Source organism: Mesorhizobium sp. WSM3873 (assembly GCF_001672445.1).
Lineage (GTDB): Bacteria > Pseudomonadota > Alphaproteobacteria > Rhizobiales > Rhizobiaceae > Mesorhizobium.
Genome location: NZ_LYTM01000007.1, coordinates 98,679 through 122,941, shown reverse-complemented (window position 1 = coordinate 122,941; position 24,263 = coordinate 98,679). Strand labels below are relative to the sequence as shown.

The following is a 24,263-nucleotide window of genomic DNA, read 5'->3' as shown; positions in this document are numbered from 1 at the left end:
GCGAGTGGTCGCCCTCTCGTTAACATAATCGATAAATCGATTTTTCGCTGTTGTAAATCGTTTCATCGGGAGTAAAAACGCTGATATGATTGGTGCGATCCAATCGCGCCGGGAGAAACGTCATGTCCAACAAAGCCTCGCCGCTGGTGATCAGCGCACCCGAACCGCGCACGCTCGACCTGATCTTCACGCCGCCGCAGCTGGCGCTTTTCCGCAAAAGATATCGCATCGTCGAGACAACGCCGGAAGGCGTCTCGGAGTTGCCGACAGATGTGCTGGCCGAAGCCCGCTACATCGTCGGCCAGCCGCCGATCACCCCTCAGACGCTGGAGAGGTTGAAAGCGCTGCGCTGCATCTTCAACGTCGAGACCAATCTCATCAACAACATGCCCTATGAGACGCTGTTTGCCCGCGGCATTCACGTCGTCACCACCGGCCTGGTGTTCGCGGAGCCGGTGGCGGAACTCGGCCTTGCCATGGCGCTAAACCTGGCGCGCGGCATCGTCGATGCCGACCTCGCCTTCCGGCAAGGCAAGGAACTATGGGGCGGTGACGGCAACCAGACGGCCCGACTCCTCTCAGGTTCGGATGTCGGCATCATCGGCTTCGGCGATCTTGGCCGCGCTCTCAATCGGCTGCTGACCGGCTTCCGAACGCGCACTAGGGTCTTCGATCCCTGGCTACCGCCTTCCGTGCTGGTGGAGCATGGCGTCGAGCCGGCCTCGCTCGAAAGGGTGCTGTCGGAAAGCGATTTCGTTTTCGTCGTCGCCTCGGTGACCAGCGAGAACCAGGGTTTTCTCGGCGCCGACGCTTTCGCCAAGATGCGCCAGGGCGCCGCTTTCATCCTGCTCAGCCGCGCCGGCGTCGTCGATTTCCCGGCGCTGATGGAAGCGGTCAAAAGCGGCCATGTCGTGGCGGCCAGCGACGTGTTTCCCGAGGAGCCGCTGGCGAAGGACCATCCGGTGCGCTCGCTTTCCGGCTTTCTGCGCTCAGCCCACCGCGCCGGCGCGCTCGACGTTGCCTTCAAGCGCATGGGCGACATGGTGCTGGAGGACATGGACCTCGTCGACCGCGGTCTGCCGCCGCTGCGCTCCAAGCGCGCCGAGCGCGAGACCGTTTCACGGATGCGCTCCAAGCCGGTCGACAGGAACTGATCGCGCCTCGTCGCCTGGAACGTAACATTCCTGCTAATGATTGCCGCCCGTGGTGTAGTGCAACCAAACTTAACGGCCGGACCACGGAGAGTTTTCGGCCCTCTCGGTACCATTTTTTCTTCAGAATTTTTTTCTGCATTTCACGGGAATAGAGGAACTTTGATCCGGACCTTCCGTTGATGACACGATCGTTTCTCGAACGATCCGGAGAAACAGGAGGTTATGTCATGAACATCAAGATGATCTGCCTTGGCGCAATGACCCTTTCGATGGTTGCCGGCTCGGCTCTCGCCGCTAGCGAAACCGGCACGTCGGCGCTGGATGACCCGGCCAAGATGCAGCCCTTCTACACCGACTCCAGCATGAAGACGATGGTCAGCAAGGACGCCTTCGTGAAGGCGTGGAAGGCAATGTCGCCGGAGGACCAGACCGCGATGATGACGGCTTGTGAGGACGAGGCCAAGAACGCCAATGCAGCCAACAGCCATCCGGAGTTCTGCAGCAGCGTCAAGGAGAACGGCGGCAGCAAGTAACCAGTCAGTGCAGCTACCGGCAAAACGGCCCCGTTGTGGGGCCGTTTTTGCGATCCCAGACGAAGGACCGTGACGCACTTTTCCCAGATTGATCAGGCAACCAGATCGCTGCGGTCCGTCTGTTCGAAGCCGTCATTGAAATTCGCCGCGAGCCAGGCGATCGCGCTGGCGACATCGGCGATGGCGAAACGCGCCGCGGTCTCGCCCTGCGGCCTCACGCGGATCGAGATCCCGCCCGCGGCATTGACGGTCTCAAAACCGTTTTCGTCGGACGTGTCGTCGCCGAGGAATACCGGACGCCGTCCGGTGAAAGGTTCAAGCTGCATGAAGCGCCGGATTGCGGCGCCCTTGGCCGCCTCTAGCGGCATCAGTTCGACACCGGCATTGCCGGCAATTACGCGGTAGCCTTTCGGCAGCCGGGCAAGTGCTGTCTCGACCAGCTCCGTCGCGCGGGCCAGCAATTGCGGCGCTGCCCGCGTGTGGATGGCGAGCACCGGCCCCTTGCGCTCCACATAGACGGCCTTGCTTGCCAACTCCAGCTCGATTTCGTCGGCAAGTGCGGCCATATCCGCCGGCTCGTCGGCGGCCTCGATTTGTCCGTCCGGTGTCAGCCTGTGCTCCAGCCCGTAGAGGCCGGCGATCCGCAGCTTCAAAGGCTCGAACAGCCGGTCGACGGCCGCGATAGAGCGGCCGGTGATGAAGGCGAGCGCTCCATCCAGCCGGTGCTCGACCGCTTGCAGCAGCGAACGCAAGTCCGTGCTGACCGCGACGCTATCTGGATGGGCGGCGTGCTCGAGCAAGGTGCCATCGATATCGAGGAAGAGCGCCCACCGGCCTTCGGGGAGCGGTGGGGTCAAATCTGCTTGGATGTTCATCGGAATCCGACTGCCTGTTTGCGTTCGAAGATAGAGACGACATTGTCGCCGTTGGTGTTTGCCGAGCGGTCGGACAAGGCCGTGACGCGGTCGAGCTCGCCGCGCTTCCTCAATCGCGCCGCGTCGAGCAGCATGCTGCCGGCCCAGCGATAGACATTGTTGTCGCGTACGATCTCGCGCATGCGGCGCATGCGCTCGCGCTGCTCGTCGGGCCCCATGACCAGCGCCTGCCGCATGGCTTCGCTCATCATCGCCGCGTCGTAAGGATTGACGATCAGCGCCTCGAGCAGTTCGCGCGAGGCGCCGGCAAACGTGCTGAGCAGGAGCACGCCCTCTTCGTCGTCGCGCGCGGCAACGAACTCCTTGGCCACGAGGTTCATGCCGTCATGCAGGCTGGTGACGAGGCAGATGTCGGCCGCGCGGTAGATCTTGTAGACGTCCCTCTGCGAGTGATGCTCGGCCACGAGCACGACCGGACGATAGCTGCCGTTGCCGTAGCGCTCGTTGAGTCCCTCGGCGAGCCGCTGGCATTCCTCATGCAGGTGCTTGTAGGCCGGCAATGTGCCCCGGCTCGGTGCGGCGACCTGCAGGAACACCGCCTTGCCGATCATTTCAGGGTAGCGGATGAACAGTTCCTCCAGCGCATGGAAGCGGTCGAGAATGCCCTTGGTGTAGTCGAGGCGCTCGACACCGACGCACAGCTTGGCGTCGGCTGGAATCCCGAACCGCTCGCGGATTTGCGCGCGGCATTCCTCGACCGGCGGCAGGCTCTTCAGGAGCTGCACAGGCCATTCGATAGAGATCGGGTAGGCGTGGACCAAAGTCGTCTGGCCGCCATAGGACACCGCGGCATCCGCCCGTTCGATCCGGCTCTCCATGAAGCGGTCGACGCTCTCGGTGAAGTTGTTGGCATGGAACTGGGTGTGGAAGCCGATGATCGAGCTGCCCAGCAGCCCATCCAGGATGCGCTCGCGCCACGGACAGATGCTGAACACTTCCGAGTTCGGCCACGGGATGTGCCAGAAGGTGATGACGATGGCCTCGGGCAGGCGCTCGCGGATCATGCGCGGCAGCAGCGCGAAATGATAATCCTGGACCAGCACGATCGGCCTCTCGTTGCGCGCCTCGGCAACCACCGTTTCGGCGAATTTGCGGTTGACGGCCTCGTAGGCCGCCCAGTCCGACTCGCGGAAGATCGGTCGGGTAAAGGCTATATGGCAGAGCGGCCAAAGCCCTTCATTGGCGAAGCCGAGATAATAGCCCTGATATTCCTCATCGGTCAGCCAGACCCGGCGCAGGGCATAAGATGGATTTTCGGGCGGCACCTGTACCCGGTCGTGGCGGTCGACGACCTGACGATCCGCGCTTCCGCCGCCATAGGCGATCCAAGTGCCGGCGCAGGCGCGCGTGATCGGCTCCAGTGCCGAGACCAGTCCGCTCGCCGGCACGACGAGCTCGACATCGCCGTTCTCGTCCTCATTGTGGATGTAGGGCTCGCGGTTGGAGACGACGATGACCTGTGCGTCCGGCAGATCCTCGGCAAGGATCTTGCGCAGCGTCTCCGGTGACCAGGTGACGAGGGCGGCGTCGACCGACTGCCCGTTCTTCTCGAATTCGCGCAACACCTTGCGTGCGGCTTCCGATGCGACGTCCTCGCCCGCACCGGGCGTGTTCACAGCCGTTGCATGCTGGTGACGGTGCCTGGTTATTGAGACGAAGATCGCGAGAGCGCTGAGTCCGAGACTAGCTAGGATAAGGACCCACAAGAGGCCGACGCCATACTGTGCCATTGATGCCAGGTTGCCTCCGGCTGTCCGCTATTTTGTTTTCGTTCTTGCCGGCTGCGGAGAGGTGTGCCGGTTCCGGTTTGCAAACGCATAGGGCGCTCGTCGGTTCCGACATTTTTCGACTGCCGGATGCATTTGCGGAACTCCGCTCTCGTAACGGTTTTCCGCCCGCAATTGCCCAAACGACCCGCCTAAGTCCGCACAATCAGCGGCACCAGGCCCTCATGCCGATCGGCGAGGAAGGCAACGACGCGGTCCCCGACACGCTGGAAGGTGAGGTCGATAGTCTTATCGCCGACGGACAGATGCCTGAGCGTGAGCGTGTCGATACCGATAGGCATCCGTGGGCGGGTGACGCGCAACTCGCCTTTCCAGCCGTCGATTTCCAGACCGAGGCAGGCCTGCATCAGCATGAAGGTGGAGCCTGCCGACCACGCCTGCGGCAGACAGGCGACAGGATAGGCGATCGGCGCCTCGCCTGGCGCCCGGGTGAAGCCGCAGAACAATTCCGGCAGCCGCATGTTGAAGTGCACGGCCGACTCGAACGTGCCGCTCATCAGCCGCACGACACTTTCCCGCTCTCCATAGCGTGACAGGCCGACACCGCAGAGCGCCGTGTCGTGCGGCCAGATCGAGCCGTTATGGTAGGACATTGGGTTGAAGAAGATCGCGTCGTCTGCAAGCGTCCTCAGTCCCCAGCCGGAATGGAAGGAAGCCGACAGCAATTGATCGGCGACAATCTTGGCACGCTCCGGCTGCGGCAGCCCGGCATAGAGCAGATGCCCCGCATTTGACGTTCGCACCTTGCAGGGCTGGCCTTCGCCGTCGATCGCGATGGCGTAGAAGTTTAGATCCTCGATCCAGAAGTCACGCTCGACGGCGATCCGCATTTCCTCGGCGCGGTTCTCCCAATGTTCGGCATCGGCAAACTCGCCGCGGCGGCGTGCGAGCGCGGCAAGGCCGCGATAGGCGGCAAAGACATAGCCTTGCACCTCGACCAGCGCGATCGGTCCCTTGGGCATGCGGCCGTCGGCATGGAAGACCGAGTCGACGCTGTCTTTCCAGCCCTGGTTGGCGAGGCCGGACTCCGCTGCGCGTTGGTAGGTGACGAAACCCGTTGCCCGGCTTGCCTCTTCCGTCCACTCGGCCGCCGCCGTGAGCGATGGCCAGAGCGTGTCGATGAAGGCCATGTCGCCGGTGCGGTCGGCATAGGCGCAGGCGAGATGAATGTAGAGCGGGGTCGTGTCGACGCCGCCATAATAGCGGCCGAAGGGAAGTTCGCGCAGCGCCGCCATTTCGCCCTTGCGCGTCTCGTGCATGATCTTGCCTGGCTGGGAATCGATGAAGGGCGACGTCTCCGTCGCCTGATGTTCGGCAAGGAACGCCAGCACGCCGCGCGCGAGACCCGGATTGAGCCACAGCATCTGCAAGCCGGAGATCACGCCGTCGCGGCCGAAGGCCGTGGAGAACCACGGGATGCCGGCATAAGGATAAGGCCCGGTAGGAAGCTCGGTGGTAAGCAACGCGACATCCGCGCGGGCGCGCTCGACCCAATCGTTGAAGACGCGACCGGAGCTGTGGACGGTGGCGCCATGCCGGCGCTTGGCGCGCATGGCAAAACGCGCGCGTGCGGCAGCGGCCCGGAACCGGTCGCGATTGGGCGTTTCGGCAACTTCCGGTCCCACTTCGACATAAAGCACCTTGCTGCTGCGCTTGGTCACCGCGATCAGGAAGTCGGCACGACTGTCGCTCAGTTGGTCGGGAGCTTGCGAGAAGGAGATTGCCGACTGGCGCGGCAGGCCGTCGAGACCGTCATAGCCGAGCATAACGGACGCCTTGTCGGTCTTCGCCAGATGGACCGTTCCACGTTTCGGCCGTGTCGAGCCGCGCACCTCGAACATGTCGCGAAAGTCGGCGGCGAAATGCAAGGAGATGGCGATGGTCGAATGCTCGCGGCTGTAGTTGGAAAGCGTGATGCGATCGAATAGCCTGTCCTGCCAGATCAGCCTGACGCGCTCGATATGGATCGCGCCTTGCGGAATGTCGCGGCCGGCGGCGCTCTGTATCGGCAAGTTGGTAAGGTTGCTGGTGAAGAGAACATTGTCCTGGCTGAGCGAGGCGCCGAGCAGCGACATCGGCCTGCCGCCGATCGTCAGGCGGAACTCGGAAAGAACGCGCGTGTCGTCGCGAAAGAAACCGTCGCCGGCGCCCCTGATGTCACCATAGGCGTCGGTGACCGCGAAACAATCGCCCTGTTTGAGCGCGAACAGCCGGTGAGGCTCCCGCGGCGCTGTTTCGTCGAGCGAGGCAAGGGCTACGGCGGGATCGAGCTTGCGCTCGTCGAGCTGCGTCATTCGTCACCTCTTCGCTTGCCCCGCCCAAAGAGAATGCCGGTCAGGAGGCTCTCGCCTCCTGGATGCCGATCAGGCGCATATAGGCGGCAAGATAGTCGCGCGCCATCCTGGTGGCTGAAAACCGCTTTTCGAAGACCGTCCTCACCTGCCGTCGGTCAAGTTCGAGCAGGGCCGGCGTTGCAGCGACCGCATCATCGACAGAATCCACGACAAAGCCGGTCACGCCCTGGTCGATGAGCTCCGGCAGGGCGCCGCAGTTCCAGGCGATTACCGGCGTGCCACAAGCCATCGCCTCGATCGGCGCCAGGCCGAACGGCTCCGGCCAGTCGATGGGAAACAGCAGGCCCGCGGCATTGCCGAGAAACTCGGCCTTCTCGTGTTCCGCGATCTCGCCGACATAGTCGACCCGGTCGCCGTCGATGAGCGCCTCGATCTCGTCTTGAAAATAGGCGCGATCGTCATCGCCGATCTTGGCCGCCAGCTTAAGCCTCAAACCGGAACGCCGCGCGATCTCGATCGCTCGATCCGGGCGCTTGTCGCGAGACAGCCGGCCCAGGAAAGCCAAATAGGGTTCCTCGGCCGAGGGATTGTAGGTGGGCTGATACGCATCGACCGGAATCCCGTGATGGATCGTCGCCAGCCAGTTGGCGTCGGGCAATCCGCGCTTCTGGCTGTGCGAGATGGAGATCATCGGAAAGCGCGGGAAGCGCTTGTAGGCCGGCGCCAGGTCGACATAGTCGAGCCGGCCATGCGGGGTCGTCACAGTTCGCCCCGCCATGTGTTCGAAGAATGGAAAATGCACGAAATGGCTGAGATGGAAGTGTATGACGTCGAACTCGTCCGCCCGCTCGCGCACCTGGCAAAGCATCGCCATATGCGCCGCAATCTCGGACTTTTTCGGCCGCGGATCGAGACGGATCGCCTGGTCGCGGCCGGGCACCAGCCGCGCCGAGGTCTCACTGTCGCCGCTGGCGAACAGGGTTACTTCGTGCCTGACTTCCACCAGCGCTTCGGTGAGATAGGACACGATCCGCTCGGTGCCGCCATATAGTTTCGGCGGCACGGATTCGTAGAGCGGCGCGACATGAGCGATGCGCATGGTTCCCTCAAACGGTTGATGGGAACCAAAATGCGTCAGCCGCCAGATCGTTCCTGCCCGATTGTCGCAGGCGAGGCCTCGAGCTTCGGCCAATCAACTCATCCAGTTGCCGCCGTCCACATTGAGCGTCTGCGCCACGACGTAGTCGGCCTCGCTCGATGCCAGGAAGACGGCCGCACCCCGGTAATCGTCGGGATCACCCATGCGCCCCGCCGGCACCGCCAGCCCGACCTGCCGCTTCTTCTCGCCGATCGGCAGGTTCTCGTAGCGCGCGAACAGGGCGTCGACCTGGTCCCACATCGGTGTGTCGACCACACCCGGCGCGATGCCGTTGACGTTGATGCCGTGCTTGATCAGCGCAAGGCCGGCCGATTGCGTGATGCTGATTACGGCGGCCTTGGTGGCGCAATAGACGGCGACCAGCGCCTCGCCGCGCCGACCCGCCTGCGAGGCCATGTTGATGATCTTCCCCTTGCGCCCCTGGGCGACCATACGCTTGGCCACCGCCTGCAGAGTGAACAACAGCCCTTTCACATTGACCGAGAATTGCAGGTCGAAGCTTTTCTCCGAAATCTCGAGAAGCGGCCCCATGTCGAAGACGGCGGCATTGTTGACCAGGATGTCGATCCCGCCATGCGTCCTCGTCACCGAAGCGACCATCGCCTCGATCGAGGCGAGGTCGCGCACGTCGAGTTGCAGAGCGGTAGCTTTGCCTTCGAGCTCGCGCGCAAGCGCTTCCGCCTTGCCTAGTGCCATATCGGCGATCACGACATGGGCGCCTTCGGCGGCGAAACCGCGCACGATGGCTGCGCCGATCCCTTGCGCGCCGCCGGTGACGACGGCGACCTTGTCCTTGAGTTTCATGGCAATTCTCCTGTCTCAGCGCCCTGGCTCAGCGCCATCTCAGCGTGTGGTATAGCCGCCGTCGATGACCAGCACCTCGCCGGTGACGTAGCTCGAGGCGGGAGAGCACAGGAAAAGTGCGGCCGCCGCAACTTCTTCCGGCTGGCCGACGCGGCCCATCGGCGTCATGCCGCGCCAGATCGGGAACCATTCCGGATTCTCGATGCCGCCGCGCGAAAGGTCCGTTTCGATATATCCGGGCGCGACGGCGTTGACGCGAATGTTATCGACCGCCACCTCGCTGGCGAGGCTCTTGGTCATCATATGCACCGCCGCCTTGGAACTGTTGTAGGCAACCTGGTTCTGGGGAATGTTGGAGACGATGCCGGAAATCGAGCCGACATTGAGGATCGCGTCCCCTCCCCGGCGCCGCATCGGCGCCAGCGCCGCCCGGCAGCAGCGGAAGACGGCATCGACATTGATCGCCATCGTCTGCCGCCAGATGCCCTCCGGATAGTCGCCGCTGTCGCCATGGATGGCGATGCCGGCGCTGTTGACCAGGATGTCGAGGCGGCCGGCCTTGGCGAGCGTGTCGGCGACCAGCCTGTCCGGCGCTTTCTCGTCCAGCATCTCGGCGGCGTGAAAGTCGAAGGCGAGGCCCGCGAGTTCCTGCCGCGCATCATCCTTCATCGTCCGGCCCGCAACGACGACGCGTGCGCCGGCTTCGCCGAGCGCCTTCGCGATGGCGAGGCCGATGCCGCGCGTGCCGCCGGTCACCAGCGCGACCTTGTCGTCCAGTCGGAAGCGGTCGAAGATCAGGGCGGCGGTTCCGTTCTGCGAGGGGCGAGGCGCTCAGATGTCCACGCTCTGCGGCAGGATGACCAGGTCGCGAATGGTGATGTTGCGCGGTCGCGTCAGCATGAACAGCACGGCGTCCGCCACTTCCTTCGCCTCCATCAGGCTGCCGGCGGCGAGCGCTTCTTCCATCTTGGCCTTTGGCCAGTCGCTGAGTAACGCCGTCACCACCGGACCGGGAGCGACCGCACCGACGCGAATGCCGTGCTTCAGCACCTGGCGCCGGACCGTATGGACGAACGCCTGCACGGCGAATTTCGAAGCGGTGTAGATCGGCTCCCAGACCACCGGAACGAAGCCGGCCACCGAACTGGTGACGATGATGTCGCCGCTCTGCTTTTCGATCATGTGCGGCAGCACGGCGTGCACCGTGCGGAACACGGCGTTAACGTTGAGGTTGAGCATCCTATCCCACTGATCGGGGTCGCCCGATGCCACCTCCCCGCCGACATAGGCACCGGCATTGGCATGGAAGATGTCGAGCTGGCCCGCTCTTTCGAGGATCTCGGGCATCATGCGGTTGACGCTCGCCGGATCGAGCAGGTCGGTGACGACGGCATAAGCATTGTCGCCGAGCTCCGCGACAAGTTCCTGAAGCCGGTCCTCGGCCCGGTCAACTAGGAAGACCTTTGCGCCGGCGGCGAGCATGGTGCGGGCGCATTCCAGCCCGATGCCCGAGGCAGCGCCAGTGATTGCGGCAACCTTGCCGGAAAGACTATCAGACATTGCGATCCTCTTCGATAAGCCGTCAGGCGCGGCCGTGTGAGACACGCGAGCGGCGGGCGAGAGAATCGACGATGACCGCGATCGCCAGCACGCAGCCGGTGATCATGTACCGGAGCGAGGATGACAGATCGAGCAGCGTCAGGCCGCTTGCGATGGATTGGATGACGATGATGCCGAGCAGCGCCGAATAGGCGCTGCCCCGGCCGCCGAACAGGCTGGTGCCGCCGATGACGGCCGCCGCGATGGCGTTGAGATTGACGTCGCCGGTGCCGGCCTGCTGGCTGGCGGTTGCCAGGCGTGCCGCCGAGAGCAGGCCGCCCGTCGCCGCCAGCGTGGCGCAGAGCGCGAAGGCGCTGGCGTAGATCAGCCGGACGTTGATGCCGGCGCGACGCGCCGCTTCGCGGTTGCCGCCGACAGCGGTCATCGAGCGGCCCCATTGGGTGCGCTTCAGCGCATAGTTCATCGCCACGACCAGGCCGACGAACAACGCGAACATCCAGGGCACGCCGCGCGACAGATTGAGGTAGTAAGCCACCAGTTCGAGCGCGACCGTGATCGCGACGGCCTGGAGCAGCAGCCCGCCGAGCGAACGCGATGACAGGCCGGCGGCCTGGCGGCGTTGCGCCTTGCGATAGCCGAGAGCCAGGGCAAGCACGCCGGGCACGACGGCCAAAGTGTGCGACACCCAGTGCGGCATCACGAGGAGCTGTCCGAAATTCACCAGCGGCGAATCGTAAGGCAGGTTGATCGAGCCCGTCGGGCCGAGGATGTAGAGCTGCAATCCCAGGAAGGCGAGCAGGCCCGACAGCGTCGAGACGAAGCTTGGCATGCCGAGCCTGTTGAGCAGCAGCGCGTAGACGCAGCCGGTCACGAACCCGACCGCCATCGCCGCCAGCATGGCAAGCGCGACCGGCCAGCCCCACTGCACCCACAGCACGCCGAGCAGCGCGGAGGCCAGGCCGCTGACGGACCCGACGGACAGGTCGATCTCGCCCACCATCAGCACGCAGACGATGCCGAGTGAGATGATGCCGACCGTCGAGCAGTCGAACAAAAGATTGACCAGATTGTTCGGCGACAGGAATACCGGGTTGAGCGTCTGGAAGATGGTGCAGATCAGAACCAGCCCGACAACCACGGGCAGCGAGCCGAGATCGCCGGAGCGGACGCGGTCGAGGAAGCCCCTGATGGCGCCCTTCGCGCCGCTGCGATCCTTCAGCCGTTCGTCGCTGCGATCGAGCAGCGCGCCGGGATTGCGGTCGGACGCCGTGGTCATGGCTGTTCTCCTTGCGCCTTCTCGGCCGTGCGCCTGCCGCGCCGCGAGACCGCATTGTCGTCGGCGCCGGTGATCGCGGTGACCAGCTCCTGATTGGAGGCGCCGGGCAGGAAGATGCCGTTGTTGCGGCCGAGCCGCAGCACCACGATGCGGTCGGCCACGGCGCGCACGTCCTCCATGTTGTGACTGATCATGACGACGCCCAGCCCGCGATCCCGCACGCGCTCAATGAGGTTCAGCACTTCGGCGGTCTGCGCGACGCCGAGTGCGGCGGTGGGCTCGTCGAGGAGGATCACGCGCGGCTCCATCAGCAGCGAGCGGGCGATCGCCACCGTCTGCCGCTGCCCGCCCGACAGCGATGCCACCGGCTCGCGCACGCTGGGAATCCGTGCCGAGAGCTCGTTGAGCAGCGTCCAGGCGCGGACCTCCATCGAGACCTCGTCGAGGCGAAGCGGATGAAGCTCGCGGCCGAGAAAGATGTTGGCCACGACGTCGAGGTTTTCGCAGAGCGCGAGATCCTGGAAGACGGTGGCGATGCCGAGCTTCAGCGCCGCGGCGGGATTGGCAAGCGTCACCGGCTGGCCGTCGAAAGTGATCGAGCCCGAGCTCGGCATATGCGCGCCGGCCAGGATTTTCACCAGCGTCGACTTGCCGGCGCCGTTGTCGCCGACCAGGGCGACGATTTCCCCGGCATTGATGTCGAGATCAACGTCGGTGAGAGCCGACACCGCGCCGAAATTCTTCGAGATGCCGCGCAGGCTAAGCACCGGCGGACGGCTCGTCGTGGGCGGTGCGTCGGGTATTGCCATTGCGTGTCTCTCTTCCCGCGTTTTGGTCGATCTGTCCGGCCGCCAGGAGGGAGCGGCCGGACACACCCGGCTCTCAGCCCTGACGGGCCAGCCGAGCATATCGCAGGCGACGCGGCTGCGCCGCATCGCTGTTGGAGACGATACGGCTCCGCCGCCTCGCTCCTAGAAGACGATGCACCTTGGGCCGCATCGCTTCTGGCAGACGATGCGGCTTCAGCCGCATCGCTCCTTATTGAATGCCGAGCTTCTTGCAGCCTTCGGCGTAGCGGTCGGTGCAGAGCTGGGCTGCGGTCTGGATCTTCTTGTCGATGATCTCGGCCTTCAGATTCTCCTGCGTCACCACCGCCGGCACGAAGAGTTGCGAGGGCGTATCGTAGAGCGTTGTCTCGGCTTTCGGCGTCTCGCCCTTGAGAAGCTGTACAGCAACGTTTGCCGCCGCCGCGGCGACAATTTCGCTCGGCTTGGAGATAGTGTTGTACTGGTCGCCGGCAATGATGAGCTGCAAGGCGGCGATCGTCGCGTCGTTGCCCGTCACCGGCGGCACCGGATCGACGCCGGCTGCCTTGAAGGCGGCAATGGCGCCGCCGCCCGTGCCGTCATTGGCGGCGACCACGCCGACGATCTTGTTGCCGAAGCGCGAGATCTGTCCCGCCGCCCATTGCTGGGCATTCGAAGGCGCCCAGTTCGGCGTGTCAAACTCGGCGAGCGTCTTGTAGCTGCCGGTCTTGAGACCCTCATGGATGCCGTCCTTGATCAGGCCCGCCGCGGCGTCGGTCGGCGAGCCGTTGATCTGCAGCACGCCGACATCGCCATCGCTCGACACCCCCTTGGCCTTGAGATGCTCGACCAGCGAGGCGGCAATCGCCTTGCCGATGGCCTTGTTGTCGAACGACACATAGAAATCGGCCTTCGCCGTGGGGATCGGACGGTCATAGGCGATCACCTTGACGCCCTGAGCCTGCGCATTGTGCACCAGCGAGGCCGCCGCCGCCGAATCGACCGGGTCGAGCACGACAACCTTCGCGCCCTGGGTGATGACGGAGTTGAACTGCTGCTGCTGCTTGGTGACGTCGGCGTCGGCATTGAGATAGAGCACCTTGCAGCTGTCGCAAAGCTTCTTCATTTCAGCGACGAAGCCCGGATGATCATGCTCTTCGTAACGCGTCGAGCCCTGGTCGGGCATCAGGAACGCGACCGTGGAGCCGGCGATATCCTGCGCATTGGCAAAAGTCGCCCCAAGAGCGAGGCTCGAGACGGCCATCGCGGCTGCTGTCAATCTGGACACGTATCTGGACATAAGGTCTTCTCCAATTCCCATTGTGTGATCTAAACGGACTTCGACATCGAGCCGCGGATGCTGCTCGCGCGCCCGATTGGAAGTCCAGTGAACTCGTGCAGCAGCCTCACGGCTTCCTCCCGCTGGCATGACACGAGGAAATACTCGTCCATCGCTGGTTCGCTTGCGCGACCCACCGCTTCGTCCTGGTTCTTGTCTAAGGCTTGTTTCTCCTCCCGAACTCCTTTCTATGCGGCGCGCGCGGCCGCGAAATTATCCGCAACCAATCTCCTGAACTGCGAAGGCGGCATGCCCTTCTCGGCCAGGAATTGGCGATTGAAGTTCGACAGATTGTTGAAGCCGACCTCGAAGCAGATGTCCGAGATCTGAGCCTCTTCGTCGCTCATCAGGATCTGGCAGGCGAGATTGATGCGCAGCCGCTTGATGTACTGCAGCAGCGACATGCCGGTATGCTTGCGAAACGAGCGCGAGAAGGCGCTCGGCGTCTGTCCCGCGATTGCCGCCAGATCGCCTTCGTTGAATTGCTGGGTCAGGTTCTCGCGGATATAGGCGAGCGCCTGGTTCATGCCCGCAGACATGTATCCGGACGGGTCCGGCAGATAGTTCTCGCTGGCGAGCACGCGCGGCGTAGTTTCGCGGCTCAGCGCCTCCATGATCGACATGAACAGGCTGATCCTGTGAACGCCGTAAGCATGTGTGATCTCCGCCAGCAACGGCATGACCGCCCTGCTCACACTGGCGCTGAACAGGACGCCGCGCCGCGCGAGCTCGAGCAGTGGCGAGACCGCGCCAAGCTCGGGAAAAGTGGCGATCGCGCCGCCGATGAATTCCTCGCTGAACTGGACCAGCCTGCAGCGCAGCGGAACTGACTGACCTTCCGGAACCTCGCTGATCCAGTTGTGCGGCAGGTTCGGACCGGTGAGAACGAGGTTGCCGACCTCGAACTCGCCGATGAAGTCGCCGACGAAATAGCGGCCCTTGGTCGCCACGATCTGGTGCAGTTCGTATTCCGGATGAAAATGCCAGCGCACCGTATGGTAGGGATAGCCATGCCACCTCACCGCGAACGACTCGCCAGGCCTTATCTGTATGACTTCCAGATCGGGTCCCATCGATTCCTCCCGCAGGCTGTGCCAGCCTTCGAACCGCGGCCGTTTGTTCCGGCTCATCTAGGGTCAGGATAGCGGCGGCCAAGGATGTCCGCCACCTCGCCACGCCGCGCCTACTGATACGTTTTTGACCTTTTTGGCCCAGCGAAAAACCTCCCTTCGAAAATTAGAAGCTTCGAATATCGGCGACTGGCCCGCGGCCTTTGGGCGTGGGAAAGTCGCCGCGGACCACGCTATCGCATTGCACAATTCCGGCCGGGCTGCACAATAGGAAGCATGTCCGCTGGTTCGTTGACCATCCTTGTTATCGACGAGAACCGCATCCGCGCCTCGATCATCGAGGCCGGATTGCGGGACGCCGGCCATCGCCATGTCACCGTTGTTCATGACGTGGCCGGCATTGCCAAGCGCATCGCCGAGATCGAGCCGGATGTCATCGTCATCGATCTCGAAAACCCCAACCGCGACATGCTTGAGAACATGTTCCAGCTTTCGCGAGCAGTGAAACGGCCGATCGCTATGTTCGTCGACCGCTCCGACCGGGCCTCGATCGAGGCGGCGGTCGAAGCCGGCGTGTCCGCCTATGTGGTCGACGGGCTGAAGAAGGAGCGCATCAAGCCGATTCTCGACATGACGATCAGCCGCTTCAACGCCTTCTCGCGCATGGCGCGCGAACTGGAGGAGGCGCGCAGCGAGCTCGAGAACCGCAAGGTCGTCGATCGCGCCAAAGGCATATTGATGAAATCGCGCGGCTTGAGCGAGGAGGCCGCCTACGCGCTTCTGCGCAAGACCGCCATGAACCAGAACCGCAAGATCGCCGACATCGCCCAGAGCCTGGTGACGGCGGCGGGATTGCTGGGACCGCTGGAGGGCGAATGAGCAAGACTGCGGCGCACGAGATCACCGCCGGCTTCATGCCGCTCTTCGACAGCGCCGTCCTTGTAGCGGCCGGCGAGATGGGCTTTGCCGCCCGCGAAGGCATCGAGCTCAAGCTGCATCGCGAGACCTCGTGGGCCAACATCCGAGACCGCATCGCCATCGGCCATTTCGATGTGGCACATATGCTGGGGCCGATGCCGCTCGCCTGCAGCCTCGGCCTCACGCCGCTTGCCTCGGAGACCATAGTGCCCTTCTCGCTCGGGCTTGGCGGCAACTGCGTCACCGTCTCCAATGCGGTGTGGCAAGGCATGGCGGCGCACGGGGCCGCGCCCGACCTCGATCCGGGACGCGCTGGCACGGCGCTTGGCGCTCTGATCCGCGAGCGGGCGGCCGCCGGCCGCGAGCCTTTGCGTTTCGCCGTCGTCCATCCGCATTCCGGGCATAATTACGAGCTGCGCTACTGGCTCGCCGCCTGCAGCATCGATCCCGACCGCGATGTCGAGATCGTCATCGTGCCGCCGCCCTTCATGGCCGATGCGCTCTCCGCCGGCCGCATCGACGGCTATTGCGTCGGAGAGCCCTGGAACAGTGCCGCCGTCGCCGCCGGCACCGGCCGCATCGTCACCGTCAAGGCGCTGCTGTGGCGCAACAGCCCGGAAAAGGTGATCGGCGCGCGCAGAAGCTGGGCCGAGGAAAACCCCGACGCGCTGGCGGCGCTGCTGAGAGCGCTGCATCACTCCGCGCGCTGGTGCCAGGATCCGGTGAACCGCGGCGCGCTGGCCGCGCTGATGGCCAAGCCTGCGTTCCTAGGGCAGCCGGAGGCGATCCAGATGCCGGCACTCACCGGGCGACTTCAGCTCGGCGGCGGCCCGGAGCGCAGCGTTGAGGCTTTCTTCCTGCCCTTCGACAAGGCGGCGAACTTTCCCTGGAAGAGCCATGCGCTCTGGTTCTACACGCAGATGGTGCGCTGGGGACAATTGCCGCATACGCCGCAAAACCTGGCGATCGCCCGCGACTGCTACCGGCCCGATCTCTACCGCTCGGCGCTGAAGCCGCTCGGCGTGGCCCTGCCCGGCGCCAACGCCAAAGTGGAAGGCGCGCTGAAGACCGCGACGCCGGTCGGCTCGGCCGGGGCGAGCCTTGTGCTCGGCCCGGACGGATTCTTCGACGGCCAGATCTTCGATCCCGATCGGATCGATGCTTACATCGCGGCCCAGAATCGCGACTGATCATTTGCGCGCCATTCTTGTGCATTGCACAAAATTTGTGCGCCCTGCCCGCTCCGTTGATCAACGTTTGACCGTGTCTCGGCTCGGCCGGGCCGGTGCCTGAAGCGCCTACCGCTTTGATTTTTCTGGAAATCCGTCTTCCACGCAAAACTGGCACGCTTCGTGCTTTAAGATAATCGCGCCCCCTCGCGGGCAATAGAACAGGCGTCCAATGGCGGGCGCCACAGGCAAAGCTGCCGCTCAGGTCGACGCGCGATCCCGGATGTACGGACGCGACAGGCCTGGTCGGCAGCTTTTTTGTTTTGGACCGAAACGCAATCGAAGGCGCCGATCCCAGGCGGCGCCGAACGGAGACGACGATGACGAAACGGATCGGAATTGGCGCTTCCCTGATGGATTTCACCCGCCGCGATTTCCTGGCGAGCAGCATCCTGACGGCGGTGCTGTTCGCCGCCGCGCTTCTGCTGTTTCCCACCAATCACGACAGAGAGGCCAAGGGTCCGCAAGTGACCGCGCAGGTCCCAGCCTCGGCGCGCTGACCGATGCCGAGCCTTTGATCAACACAACACGCGGTGCCTCCCACGCCGCAAACGGAGCCGACCATGACCGCAAACCTCCAAGCCGCGCCCAGCCAGGACAGTAGCTCCCGGCAGGCGCTCCTCATCTCCACGATCGCCTTCACCGTCTGCTTCGCGGTGTGGACGATCTTCTCCATCATCGGCGTGCGCATAAAGCAGGAGCTCGGGCTGAACGAGACCGAGTTCGGACTGCTGGTCGGCACGCCGATCCTCACCGGCTCGCTCGTGCGCATGGTGCTCGGCGTCTGGACCGACCGCTACGGCGGCAGGCTGGTCTACACCATGACCATGCTCGCGGCGGCGGTCGCGACCTTCCTGCTCGCCTTTGCACATACCTATGAGCAGATGCTGGTCGCGGCGCTCGGCGTCGGGCTTGCCGGTGGCTCCTTCGCGGTCGGAGTCGCCTATGTCTCGCGCTTCTTCCCTGCGCGCAAACAAGGCACGGCTCTCGGCATCTTCGGCGTTGGCAATGTCGGCGCCGCGGTCACCAAGTTCCTGGCGCCGCTCGTACTGATTGCCTGGGGCTGGCAGTCGGTCGCGCTGATCTGGGCCGCGGCGCTGGTTGTCATGGCCGGCGTGTTCTGGTTCATGACCAGCGACGATCCGGTTATCCGCGAGCGCCGTGCCGGCAAGGCAGTACCGGCGAGAAGCTTCTGGCAGGAATTCGCGCCGCTGAAGAACCTTCAGGTCTGGCGCTTCGCCTTCTACTACTTTTTTTCCTTCGGTGCGTTCGTGGCGCTGTCGCTCTGGCTGCCGCGCTATCTGATTGGCGTCTATGGCTTTGGCATCGCCACCGCCGGCATGATCGGAGCCGCCTATTCGATCCCCGCAAGCATTTTCCGCGCTTATGGCGGCGTGCTTTCCGACCGCATCGGCGCCCGTACCGTGCTCTATTGGACCTTCGCCGTATCTGCCGTCGCGACCCTCGTTCTGTCTCTCCCCTCGACAGATTACGTCGTGCGCGGCATCAGCGGGCCGATCCCGTTCCATGTCGAGATCGGCCCGCTCGCCTTCATCGCCGTCGCCTGCGTGCTCGGCTTCTTCATGAGCCTCGGCAAGGCCGCCGTCTACAAGCACATCCCCGTTTACTACCCGCAGAGCGTCGGCGCGGTCGGCGGGGTGGTGGGCATGATCGGCGGCCTCGGCGGCTTCATCCTGCCGATCGCCTTCGGCGCGCTGAACGACCTCACCGGCGTCTGGTCGAGCTGCTTCATGCTGCTCTTCGTCATCGTGGTCTCGTGCCTTCTCTGGATGCACGCCACGATCCGCCGGATGGAGCGCGCGGCCGCCGTAAAGCCCGCGCCCCTCACCTACGCCGCCGAATAGATCGGAGCTGACCGGACATGAGCGAGAAACTCGTCATCATCGGCAACGGCATGGCCCCCGGCAGGATGCTCGAGCACCTGCTGGAAGCCGCACCCGACCGCTACGCCGTCACCATCTTCAACGCCGAGCCGCGCGTGAATTACGACCGCATCATGCTGTCGCCGGTGCTTTCGGGCGAGAAGGAGTTCGAGGAAATCGTCATCCATGGCGACGGCTGGTACATCAAGCACGGCATCACCCTCTACAAGGGGCACAGGATCGTCGCCATCGACCGTGAAGCGAGGACCGTCACCTCGGACCACGGCGTGACCGAAGGCTACGACAGGCTGATCATCGCCACCGGCTCGGTGCCGTTCATCATCCCGGTGCCGGGCAAGGACTTGCCGGGCGTGCTCAGCTACCGCGATCTCGACGACGTCAACGCCATGCTGCTTGCCGCGCAGTCGCGCGCCAAGGCGATCGTCATCGGCGGCGGCTTGCTCGGCCTTGAAGCGGCGGCCGGTCTGAAAGAGCGCGGCATGGATGTGACCGTCCTGCACGTCATGCCGACACTGATGGAGCGCCAGCTCGATCCGGCTGCCGGCTATCTGCTGCAGAAGGCGGTCGAGGCGCGCGGCATCAAGGTCATGACCAAGGCCAACACCAAGGCCATTGTCGGCAATGGCAAGGTCGAGGGCGTCGAGCTCATGGACGGCACGATCATTCCGGCGATGCTGGTCGTGATGGCGGTCGGCATCCGCCCGAATATCGCGCTGGCCAAGGACGCAGGGCTGGAAGTCAATCGCGGCATCGTCGTCGACGACCGCATGCAGACATCCGATCCGGCGATCATGGCGCTCGGCGAATGCGCCGAGGTCGGCGGCCATGTCTACGGGTTGGTCGCGCCCCTCTACGAGATGGCCCGCGTGGCGGCGGCCGGGCTGGCGAACGGCGAGGACAGGCGCTTCGTCCATTCCGACACGCCGACCAAGCTCAAGGTCACCGGCATCGACCTTTATTCGCTCGGCGACTTTGCCGACGGCGACGACCGCGAGGAGATCATCCTGCGCGACGCATCCGCCGGCATCTACAAGCGGGTCGTGCTGCAGGACAACCGCATCATCGGCACGGTGCTGTTCGGCGAGACCGCCGACGGCGCCTGGTTCAATGATTTGAAGAAGAAGGCGACCGACATCTCGGAGATGCGCGACACGCTGATCTTCGGCCAGGCATTCCAGGGAGGCGCTTCCTCGGACCCTTTGGCGGCCGTTGCGGCACTGGCGGATGATGCGGAAATCTGCGGCTGCAACGGCGTCTGCAAGGGAAAGATCACCGGCGCGATCACCGGCAAAGGGCTGACCGGGCTCGACGACGTGCGCGCCCACACCAAGGCCTCGGCTTCGTGCGGCTCGTGCACGGGTCTCGTCGAACAACTCCTGAAACTCACGCTGGGCGAGGCCTACAATCCGGCGGCCGTGCAGCCCATGTGCGGGTGCACGAGCCTGGGTCATGACGACGTGCGGCGCCTGATCAAGGCCAAGGGGTTGAAAACGATACCGGCCATCATGCAGGAGCTCGAATGGAAGACCTCCTGCGGCTGCGCGAAGTGCCGGCCTGCGCTCAACTACTATCTGGTCTGCGATTGGCCGGACCAATATGCCGACGACTATCAGTCGCGCTTCATCAACGAGCGTGTGCATGCCAACATCCAGAAGGACGGCACCTATTCGGTCGTGCCGCGCATGTGGGGCGGCGTCACCAGCGCGAGCGAATTGCGCGCCATCGCCGACGTGGTCGATAAGTTCGGCATTCCGACCGTGAAGGTGACCGGCGGCCAGCGCATCGACATGCTTGGCATCCGCAAGGAGGACCTGCCTGCGGTATGGGCCGATCTCGGCAAAGCTGGCTTCGTCTCAGGTCATGCCTATGCCAAGGGCCTGCGCACGGTCAAAACCTGCGTCGGCTCCGACTGGTGCCGTTTCGGCACCCAGGATTCGACGGGGCTGGGCATCCGCATCGAGAAGTTCATGTGGGGTTCCTGGACCCCGGCCAAGGTGAAGATGGCGGTCTCGGGATGCCCGCGCAATTGCGCCGAAGCGACCTGCAAGGATGTCGGCGTGGTCTGCGTCGATTCTGGCTACGAGATCCACTTCGCTGGCGCCGCCGGCCTCGACATCAAGGGCACCGAAGTGCTCGGCCTGGTGAAGACCGAGGACGAAGCGCTGGAGGTGATCGTGGCGCTTGTCCAGATGTATCGCGAGCAGGCCCGCTACCTCGAGCGCATCTACAAATGGGCCAAGCGCGTCGGTACCGCCGAGATCAAAAAGCAGATCCTGGATGACGTGGAGAAGCGCCGCGCTTATTTCGAGCGCTTCGTCTTTTCGCAGAAATTCGCGCAGGTCGACCCGTGGTCCGAACGCGTCTCCGGCAAGGACAAGCACGAGTTCCGGCCGCTGGCCTCGGTCGGGTTCGCCGAGGCGGCCGAGTGATGGAGAAGTTCGCGCCATCCTGGACGCTCGCCTATCAAGCAAACACGGGAGTGTCCCAATGAACTGGATCGCAATCGGCTCCGTTTCCGACGTCCCTCGCCGCGGCGCGCGTTGCGTGGCCACCCCGCAAGGCAAGATCGCTGTTTTCCGCACCGCGGATGACAAGGTCTTCGCCATCGAAGACCATTGCCCGCACAAAGGCGGGCCGCTCAGCCAGGGCATCGTCCATGGCGCGGCGGTGACCTGCCCGCTGCACAATTGGGTGATCTCGCTGGAGACCGGCAAGGCGCTCGGCGCCGACGAAGGCTCGGTTAGGACGATCCCGGTCAGGATCGAAGGCGAACGGCTGTTCATTGCGCTCGAACCGTTGGCCTCGAAAGCGGCCTGAGCCATGGAAGAAGCACGCGAGGTGAGGACCACCTGCCCCTATTGTGGGGTGGGGTGCGGCGTGGTGGCCGAGATCGCCGCTGGTGGCAAGGCAACCGTCCGCGGCGATCCCGAGCACCCGGCCAATTTCGGCCGCCTTTGCTCCAAGGGTGCCGCGCTTGCCGAGACGCTCGGCCTCGATGGCCGCTTGCTTCAGCCGGAAATCCAAGGCAGGCAGACGAGTTGGGACGAAGCGCTCGACCTCGTCGCCGCGAAATTCTCGGACGCGATTGCCGAGCATGGGCCGGACTCGGTCGCCTTCTATGTCTCCGGCCAGTTGCTTACCGAAGATTACTACGTCGCCAACAAGCTGATGAAAGGCTTCATCGGCTCGGGCAATATCGATACCAATTCGCGGCTGTGCATGGCGTCGTCGGTCGCCGGCCACCGCCGCGCTTTCGGCGAGGACATCGTTCCCGGTGTCTATGAGGATTTCGAGCACGCCGATCTGATCGTGCTCACCGGCTCCAACACCGCATGGTGCCACCCCGTGCTCTACCAGCGCATGCTCGCGGCGCAGCGCGAACGCGGAACCAGGATCGTCGTCATCGATCCGCGCCGCACCGCCACGGCCGACGAATGCGACCTGCACCTGGCGCTTGATCCGGGCACGGACGTGCTCTTGTTCAACGGCCTTCTGGCGCATCTCGTCCAGAGCGGAAAGATCGACGCGGATTTCATCCGCACCAGCACATCGGGCTTCGAAGCCGCTGCCGCGCTAGCCGGTGCCGATGCGCCGTCGGTCGCGCGCGTCGCAAAAGGCTGCGGGCTGGTGGCCACGGATGTCCAGGCCTTTTATGAGATCTTCGCCGGCACCGAACGGACGGTCACCGTCTACAGCCAGGGCGTCAACCAGTCGGCACATGGAACCGACAAGGTCAGCGCCATCCTCAACTGCCACCTCGCCACCGGCCGCATTGGCAAGCCAGGCATGGGGCCGTTCTCGGTCACGGGCCAGCCGAACGCCATGGGCGGCCGCGAGGTGGGGGGCCTCGCCAACCAACTTGCCGCGCACATGGACTTCGCGGATCAGGCCGCTGTCGAGCGGGTCTCCCGCTTCTGGAAGGCGCCCGGAATCGCGCGGCGCGGCGGGCTGAAGGCCGTGGACAAGTTTCAGGCGGTTGCCGACGGTCGCATCAAGGCACTGTGGGTCATGGGCACCAATCCCGCAGTGAGCATGCCGGACGCGTCGCGCGTGCGCGCCGCCCTGTCCAAATGCGATTTCGTCGCGGTTTCGGATGTGACCCGCACCGACACCACGCGCTATGCCGACGTGCTGCTGCCCGTCGCTGCCTGGGGCGAGAAGGACGGCACGGTCACAAATTCGGAACGGCGCCTCTCGCGTCAGCGGCCGTTCGTGCCGTCGCCGGGCGAAGTGAAAGCCGATTGGCGCATCATCTGCGAGGTCGCCGCGCGCATGGGCTTCGGCGATGCTTTTGCCTACCAGACGCCGGCGGAAATCTTCCGCGAGCATGCCGCGCTCTCGGCTTTCGAGAACAATGGGGGGCGCTTGTTCGATCTGGGCGGCCTGACGGACCTCAGCGATGCGGGCTATGCCGGCTTCGCGCCGCGCCACTGGCCGGCACCAGAATCGCGCGAGTACCAGACGAGATTGTTTGCGGACGGTCGCTTCCCGACACCGGACGGCCGTGCGCGTTTCGTGCCGGTGCGGCAGGAGGCGACGGCGTTCACCGTCGATGCGGAGTATCCGCTTGCGCTGAACACGGGCCGGTTGCGCGACCAATGGCACACCATGACGCGTACCGGCACCGTGCCGCGCCTGATGGCCAACGCGCCGGAACCGGCGGTCGACCTCAATCCGGCGGATGCGGCCGCGCACCAGCTCAAGGATGGTGACCTTGCCCATCTGTCGACGCGCTTCGGTTTCGTGCGCGCGAGAGTACGTGTGACCAACGCGCAGCGGCGCGGCCATGCCTTCATGCCCATGCATTGGAGCGGCCAGTTCGCGGCCAGGGCCGCCACCGGCCTGCTGTCCTCGCCTGTCACCGACCCGCATTCCGGCCAGCCGGAACTGAAGCATGTCCCAGTCAGAATCGTGCGCGAAAACACTGGATGGGCCGGTGTGCTCATCACGCGGCGCGACCTCAGGCCGACCGGTTTCGTCCACTGGAGCCGCTACGCGGTCGAAGGCGGCTGGGTCTACGAACTGACCGGGACCGAGCCGCCGGACCAGGGCATTCTTCTGGCGCGCAAGCTGCTCGGCCTTCAACGGCAGGATCAACTGCTCGAATACACCGATCGCCGCGGGCTCGCCTATCGCGCCGCTGCGATCGACGAAGGCGGCGCCATGGCTGAGGCCGTGCTGGTCGCCGCTCCAGACCAGTTGCCGACGCGGGACTGGCTGGTCTCGCTGCTGGCCACCCGCCAGCCGCTGTCGCCAGCCGATCGCCATGCGCTTCTTTCCGGGCGTTCGCCAGCGCCGATGCCCGCCATCGGGCGGATCGTGTGCTCATGCTTCCACATCGGCGTCAACCAGCTCGCTTCGGCGGTCGCTGCGGGTTGCGACAGTCTGGAGGCGATCGGCTCGACGCTGCGCGCCGGCACCAACTGCGGTTCGTGCCGCTCGGAGATAAGGGCGATCATCGACGCCCGGCACGTTCAGGCCGCCGAGTGAAATTC

At 64.5% G+C, this 24,263-nt stretch carries 20 protein-coding genes; 9 read left to right on the top strand and 11 right to left on the bottom strand.

All coding sequences use genetic code 11. The features are described from left to right. The first annotated feature begins 122 nt into the window (after positions 1-122). Positions 123-1,154, top strand: a complete 1,032-nt coding sequence (locus tag A9K71_RS06795) for a hydroxyacid dehydrogenase (protein ID WP_066992186.1) — start codon at positions 123-125, stop codon at positions 1,152-1,154. Between the two features lie 227 nt (positions 1,155-1,381). Beyond that, positions 1,382-1,687, top strand: a complete 306-nt coding sequence (locus tag A9K71_RS06790) for a hypothetical protein (RefSeq protein ID WP_066992184.1) — start codon at positions 1,382-1,384, stop codon at positions 1,685-1,687. 92 nt (positions 1,688-1,779) lie between these two features. On the opposite strand, the gene otsB is transcribed toward A9K71_RS06790, so the two are convergent. The 11 genes from otsB to A9K71_RS06735 all read right to left on the bottom strand — a co-directional run bounded on the left by otsB (position 1,780) and on the right by A9K71_RS06735 (position 14,720). Then, positions 1,780-2,562, bottom strand: coding sequence for a trehalose-phosphatase (gene otsB / locus A9K71_RS06785; RefSeq protein WP_066992182.1), 783 nt, complete (start codon positions 2,560-2,562; stop codon positions 1,780-1,782). Continuing rightward, positions 2,559-4,352 (bottom strand): trehalose-6-phosphate synthase, encoded by a 1,794-nt coding sequence (locus A9K71_RS06780; protein ID WP_066992180.1) that lies wholly within the window; start codon positions 4,350-4,352, stop codon positions 2,559-2,561. Before A9K71_RS06780 ends, otsB begins: the two co-directional genes overlap by 4 nt. A gap of 188 nt (positions 4,353-4,540) precedes the next feature. Then, positions 4,541-6,703, bottom strand: a complete 2,163-nt coding sequence (locus tag A9K71_RS06775) for an amylo-alpha-1,6-glucosidase (RefSeq protein WP_066992177.1) — start codon at positions 6,701-6,703, stop codon at positions 4,541-4,543. Positions 6,704-6,743: 40 nt separating this feature from the next. Further along, on the bottom strand, positions 6,744-7,802 hold the full coding sequence (locus A9K71_RS06770; RefSeq protein ID WP_066992174.1) for a glycosyltransferase family 4 protein: 1,059 nt from the start codon (positions 7,800-7,802) through the stop codon (positions 6,744-6,746). 93 nt (positions 7,803-7,895) lie between these two features. After that, positions 7,896-8,666 carry an L-iditol 2-dehydrogenase gene (locus A9K71_RS06765; RefSeq protein WP_066992171.1) on the bottom strand — a complete coding sequence of 257 codons (771 nt, stop codon included), beginning with the start codon at positions 8,664-8,666 and terminating at the stop codon, positions 7,896-7,898. Between the two features lie 39 nt (positions 8,667-8,705). Then, complete coding sequence (locus A9K71_RS06760) at positions 8,706-9,464, bottom strand: glucose 1-dehydrogenase (protein ID WP_066992168.1); 759 nt, start codon at positions 9,462-9,464, stop codon at positions 8,706-8,708. A 33-nt stretch (positions 9,465-9,497) separates the two neighbouring features. Further along, positions 9,498-10,226 (bottom strand): SDR family oxidoreductase, encoded by a 729-nt coding sequence (locus A9K71_RS06755; RefSeq protein ID WP_066992165.1) that lies wholly within the window; start codon positions 10,224-10,226, stop codon positions 9,498-9,500. 22 nt (positions 10,227-10,248) lie between these two features. Further along, entirely contained in the window at positions 10,249-11,502 is a 1,254-nt protein-coding gene (locus A9K71_RS06750; RefSeq protein WP_066992162.1) for an ABC transporter permease, read from the bottom strand. Further along, positions 11,499-12,311, bottom strand: a complete 813-nt coding sequence (locus A9K71_RS06745) for an ATP-binding cassette domain-containing protein (RefSeq protein WP_066992159.1) — start codon at positions 12,309-12,311, stop codon at positions 11,499-11,501. Before A9K71_RS06745 ends, A9K71_RS06750 begins: the two co-directional genes overlap by 4 nt. A gap of 229 nt (positions 12,312-12,540) precedes the next feature. Next, positions 12,541-13,608, bottom strand: a complete 1,068-nt coding sequence (locus A9K71_RS06740; RefSeq protein WP_066992156.1) for a sugar ABC transporter substrate-binding protein — start codon at positions 13,606-13,608, stop codon at positions 12,541-12,543. Positions 13,609-13,835: 227 nt separating this feature from the next. Beyond that, the gene (locus A9K71_RS06735) at positions 13,836-14,720 is read right to left on the bottom strand and encodes an AraC family transcriptional regulator (protein WP_066992353.1); all 885 of its coding nucleotides are present in this window, start codon (positions 14,718-14,720) and stop codon (positions 13,836-13,838) included. A gap of 273 nt (positions 14,721-14,993) precedes the next feature. On the opposite strand from A9K71_RS06735, the gene A9K71_RS06730 reads away from it, so the two are divergent. The 7 genes from A9K71_RS06730 to A9K71_RS06700 all read left to right on the top strand — a co-directional run bounded on the left by A9K71_RS06730 (position 14,994) and on the right by A9K71_RS06700 (position 24,258). Further along, on the top strand, positions 14,994-15,596 hold the full coding sequence (locus tag A9K71_RS06730) for an ANTAR domain-containing response regulator (RefSeq protein WP_066992153.1): 603 nt from the start codon (positions 14,994-14,996) through the stop codon (positions 15,594-15,596). Next, entirely contained in the window at positions 15,593-16,825 is a 1,233-nt protein-coding gene (locus A9K71_RS06725; protein ID WP_066992150.1) for a CmpA/NrtA family ABC transporter substrate-binding protein, read from the top strand. Before A9K71_RS06730 ends, A9K71_RS06725 begins: the two co-directional genes overlap by 4 nt. Positions 16,826-17,184: 359 nt before the next feature. Further along, a complete protein-coding gene (locus A9K71_RS06720) occupies positions 17,185-17,364 on the top strand; it encodes a hypothetical protein (RefSeq protein WP_066992350.1) in 180 nt (59 codons plus the stop codon). 63 nt (positions 17,365-17,427) lie between these two features. Further along, positions 17,428-18,729: a nitrate/nitrite transporter gene (locus A9K71_RS06715; RefSeq protein ID WP_066992147.1), complete on the top strand. Its 1,302-nt coding sequence runs from the start codon at positions 17,428-17,430 to the stop codon at positions 18,727-18,729. A 17-nt stretch (positions 18,730-18,746) separates the two neighbouring features. Next, on the top strand, positions 18,747-21,197 hold the full coding sequence (gene nirB / locus A9K71_RS06710; protein ID WP_066992143.1) for a nitrite reductase large subunit NirB: 2,451 nt from the start codon (positions 18,747-18,749) through the stop codon (positions 21,195-21,197). 58 nt (positions 21,198-21,255) lie between these two features. Then, positions 21,256-21,585: a nitrite reductase small subunit NirD gene (gene nirD / locus A9K71_RS06705; protein WP_066992140.1), complete on the top strand. Its 330-nt coding sequence runs from the start codon at positions 21,256-21,258 to the stop codon at positions 21,583-21,585. Positions 21,586-21,588: 3 nt separating this feature from the next. Then, positions 21,589-24,258 carry a nitrate reductase gene (locus tag A9K71_RS06700; RefSeq protein WP_066992138.1) on the top strand — a complete coding sequence of 890 codons (2,670 nt, stop codon included), beginning with the start codon at positions 21,589-21,591 and terminating at the stop codon, positions 24,256-24,258. The last annotated feature ends 5 nt before the right edge of the window (positions 24,259-24,263 follow it).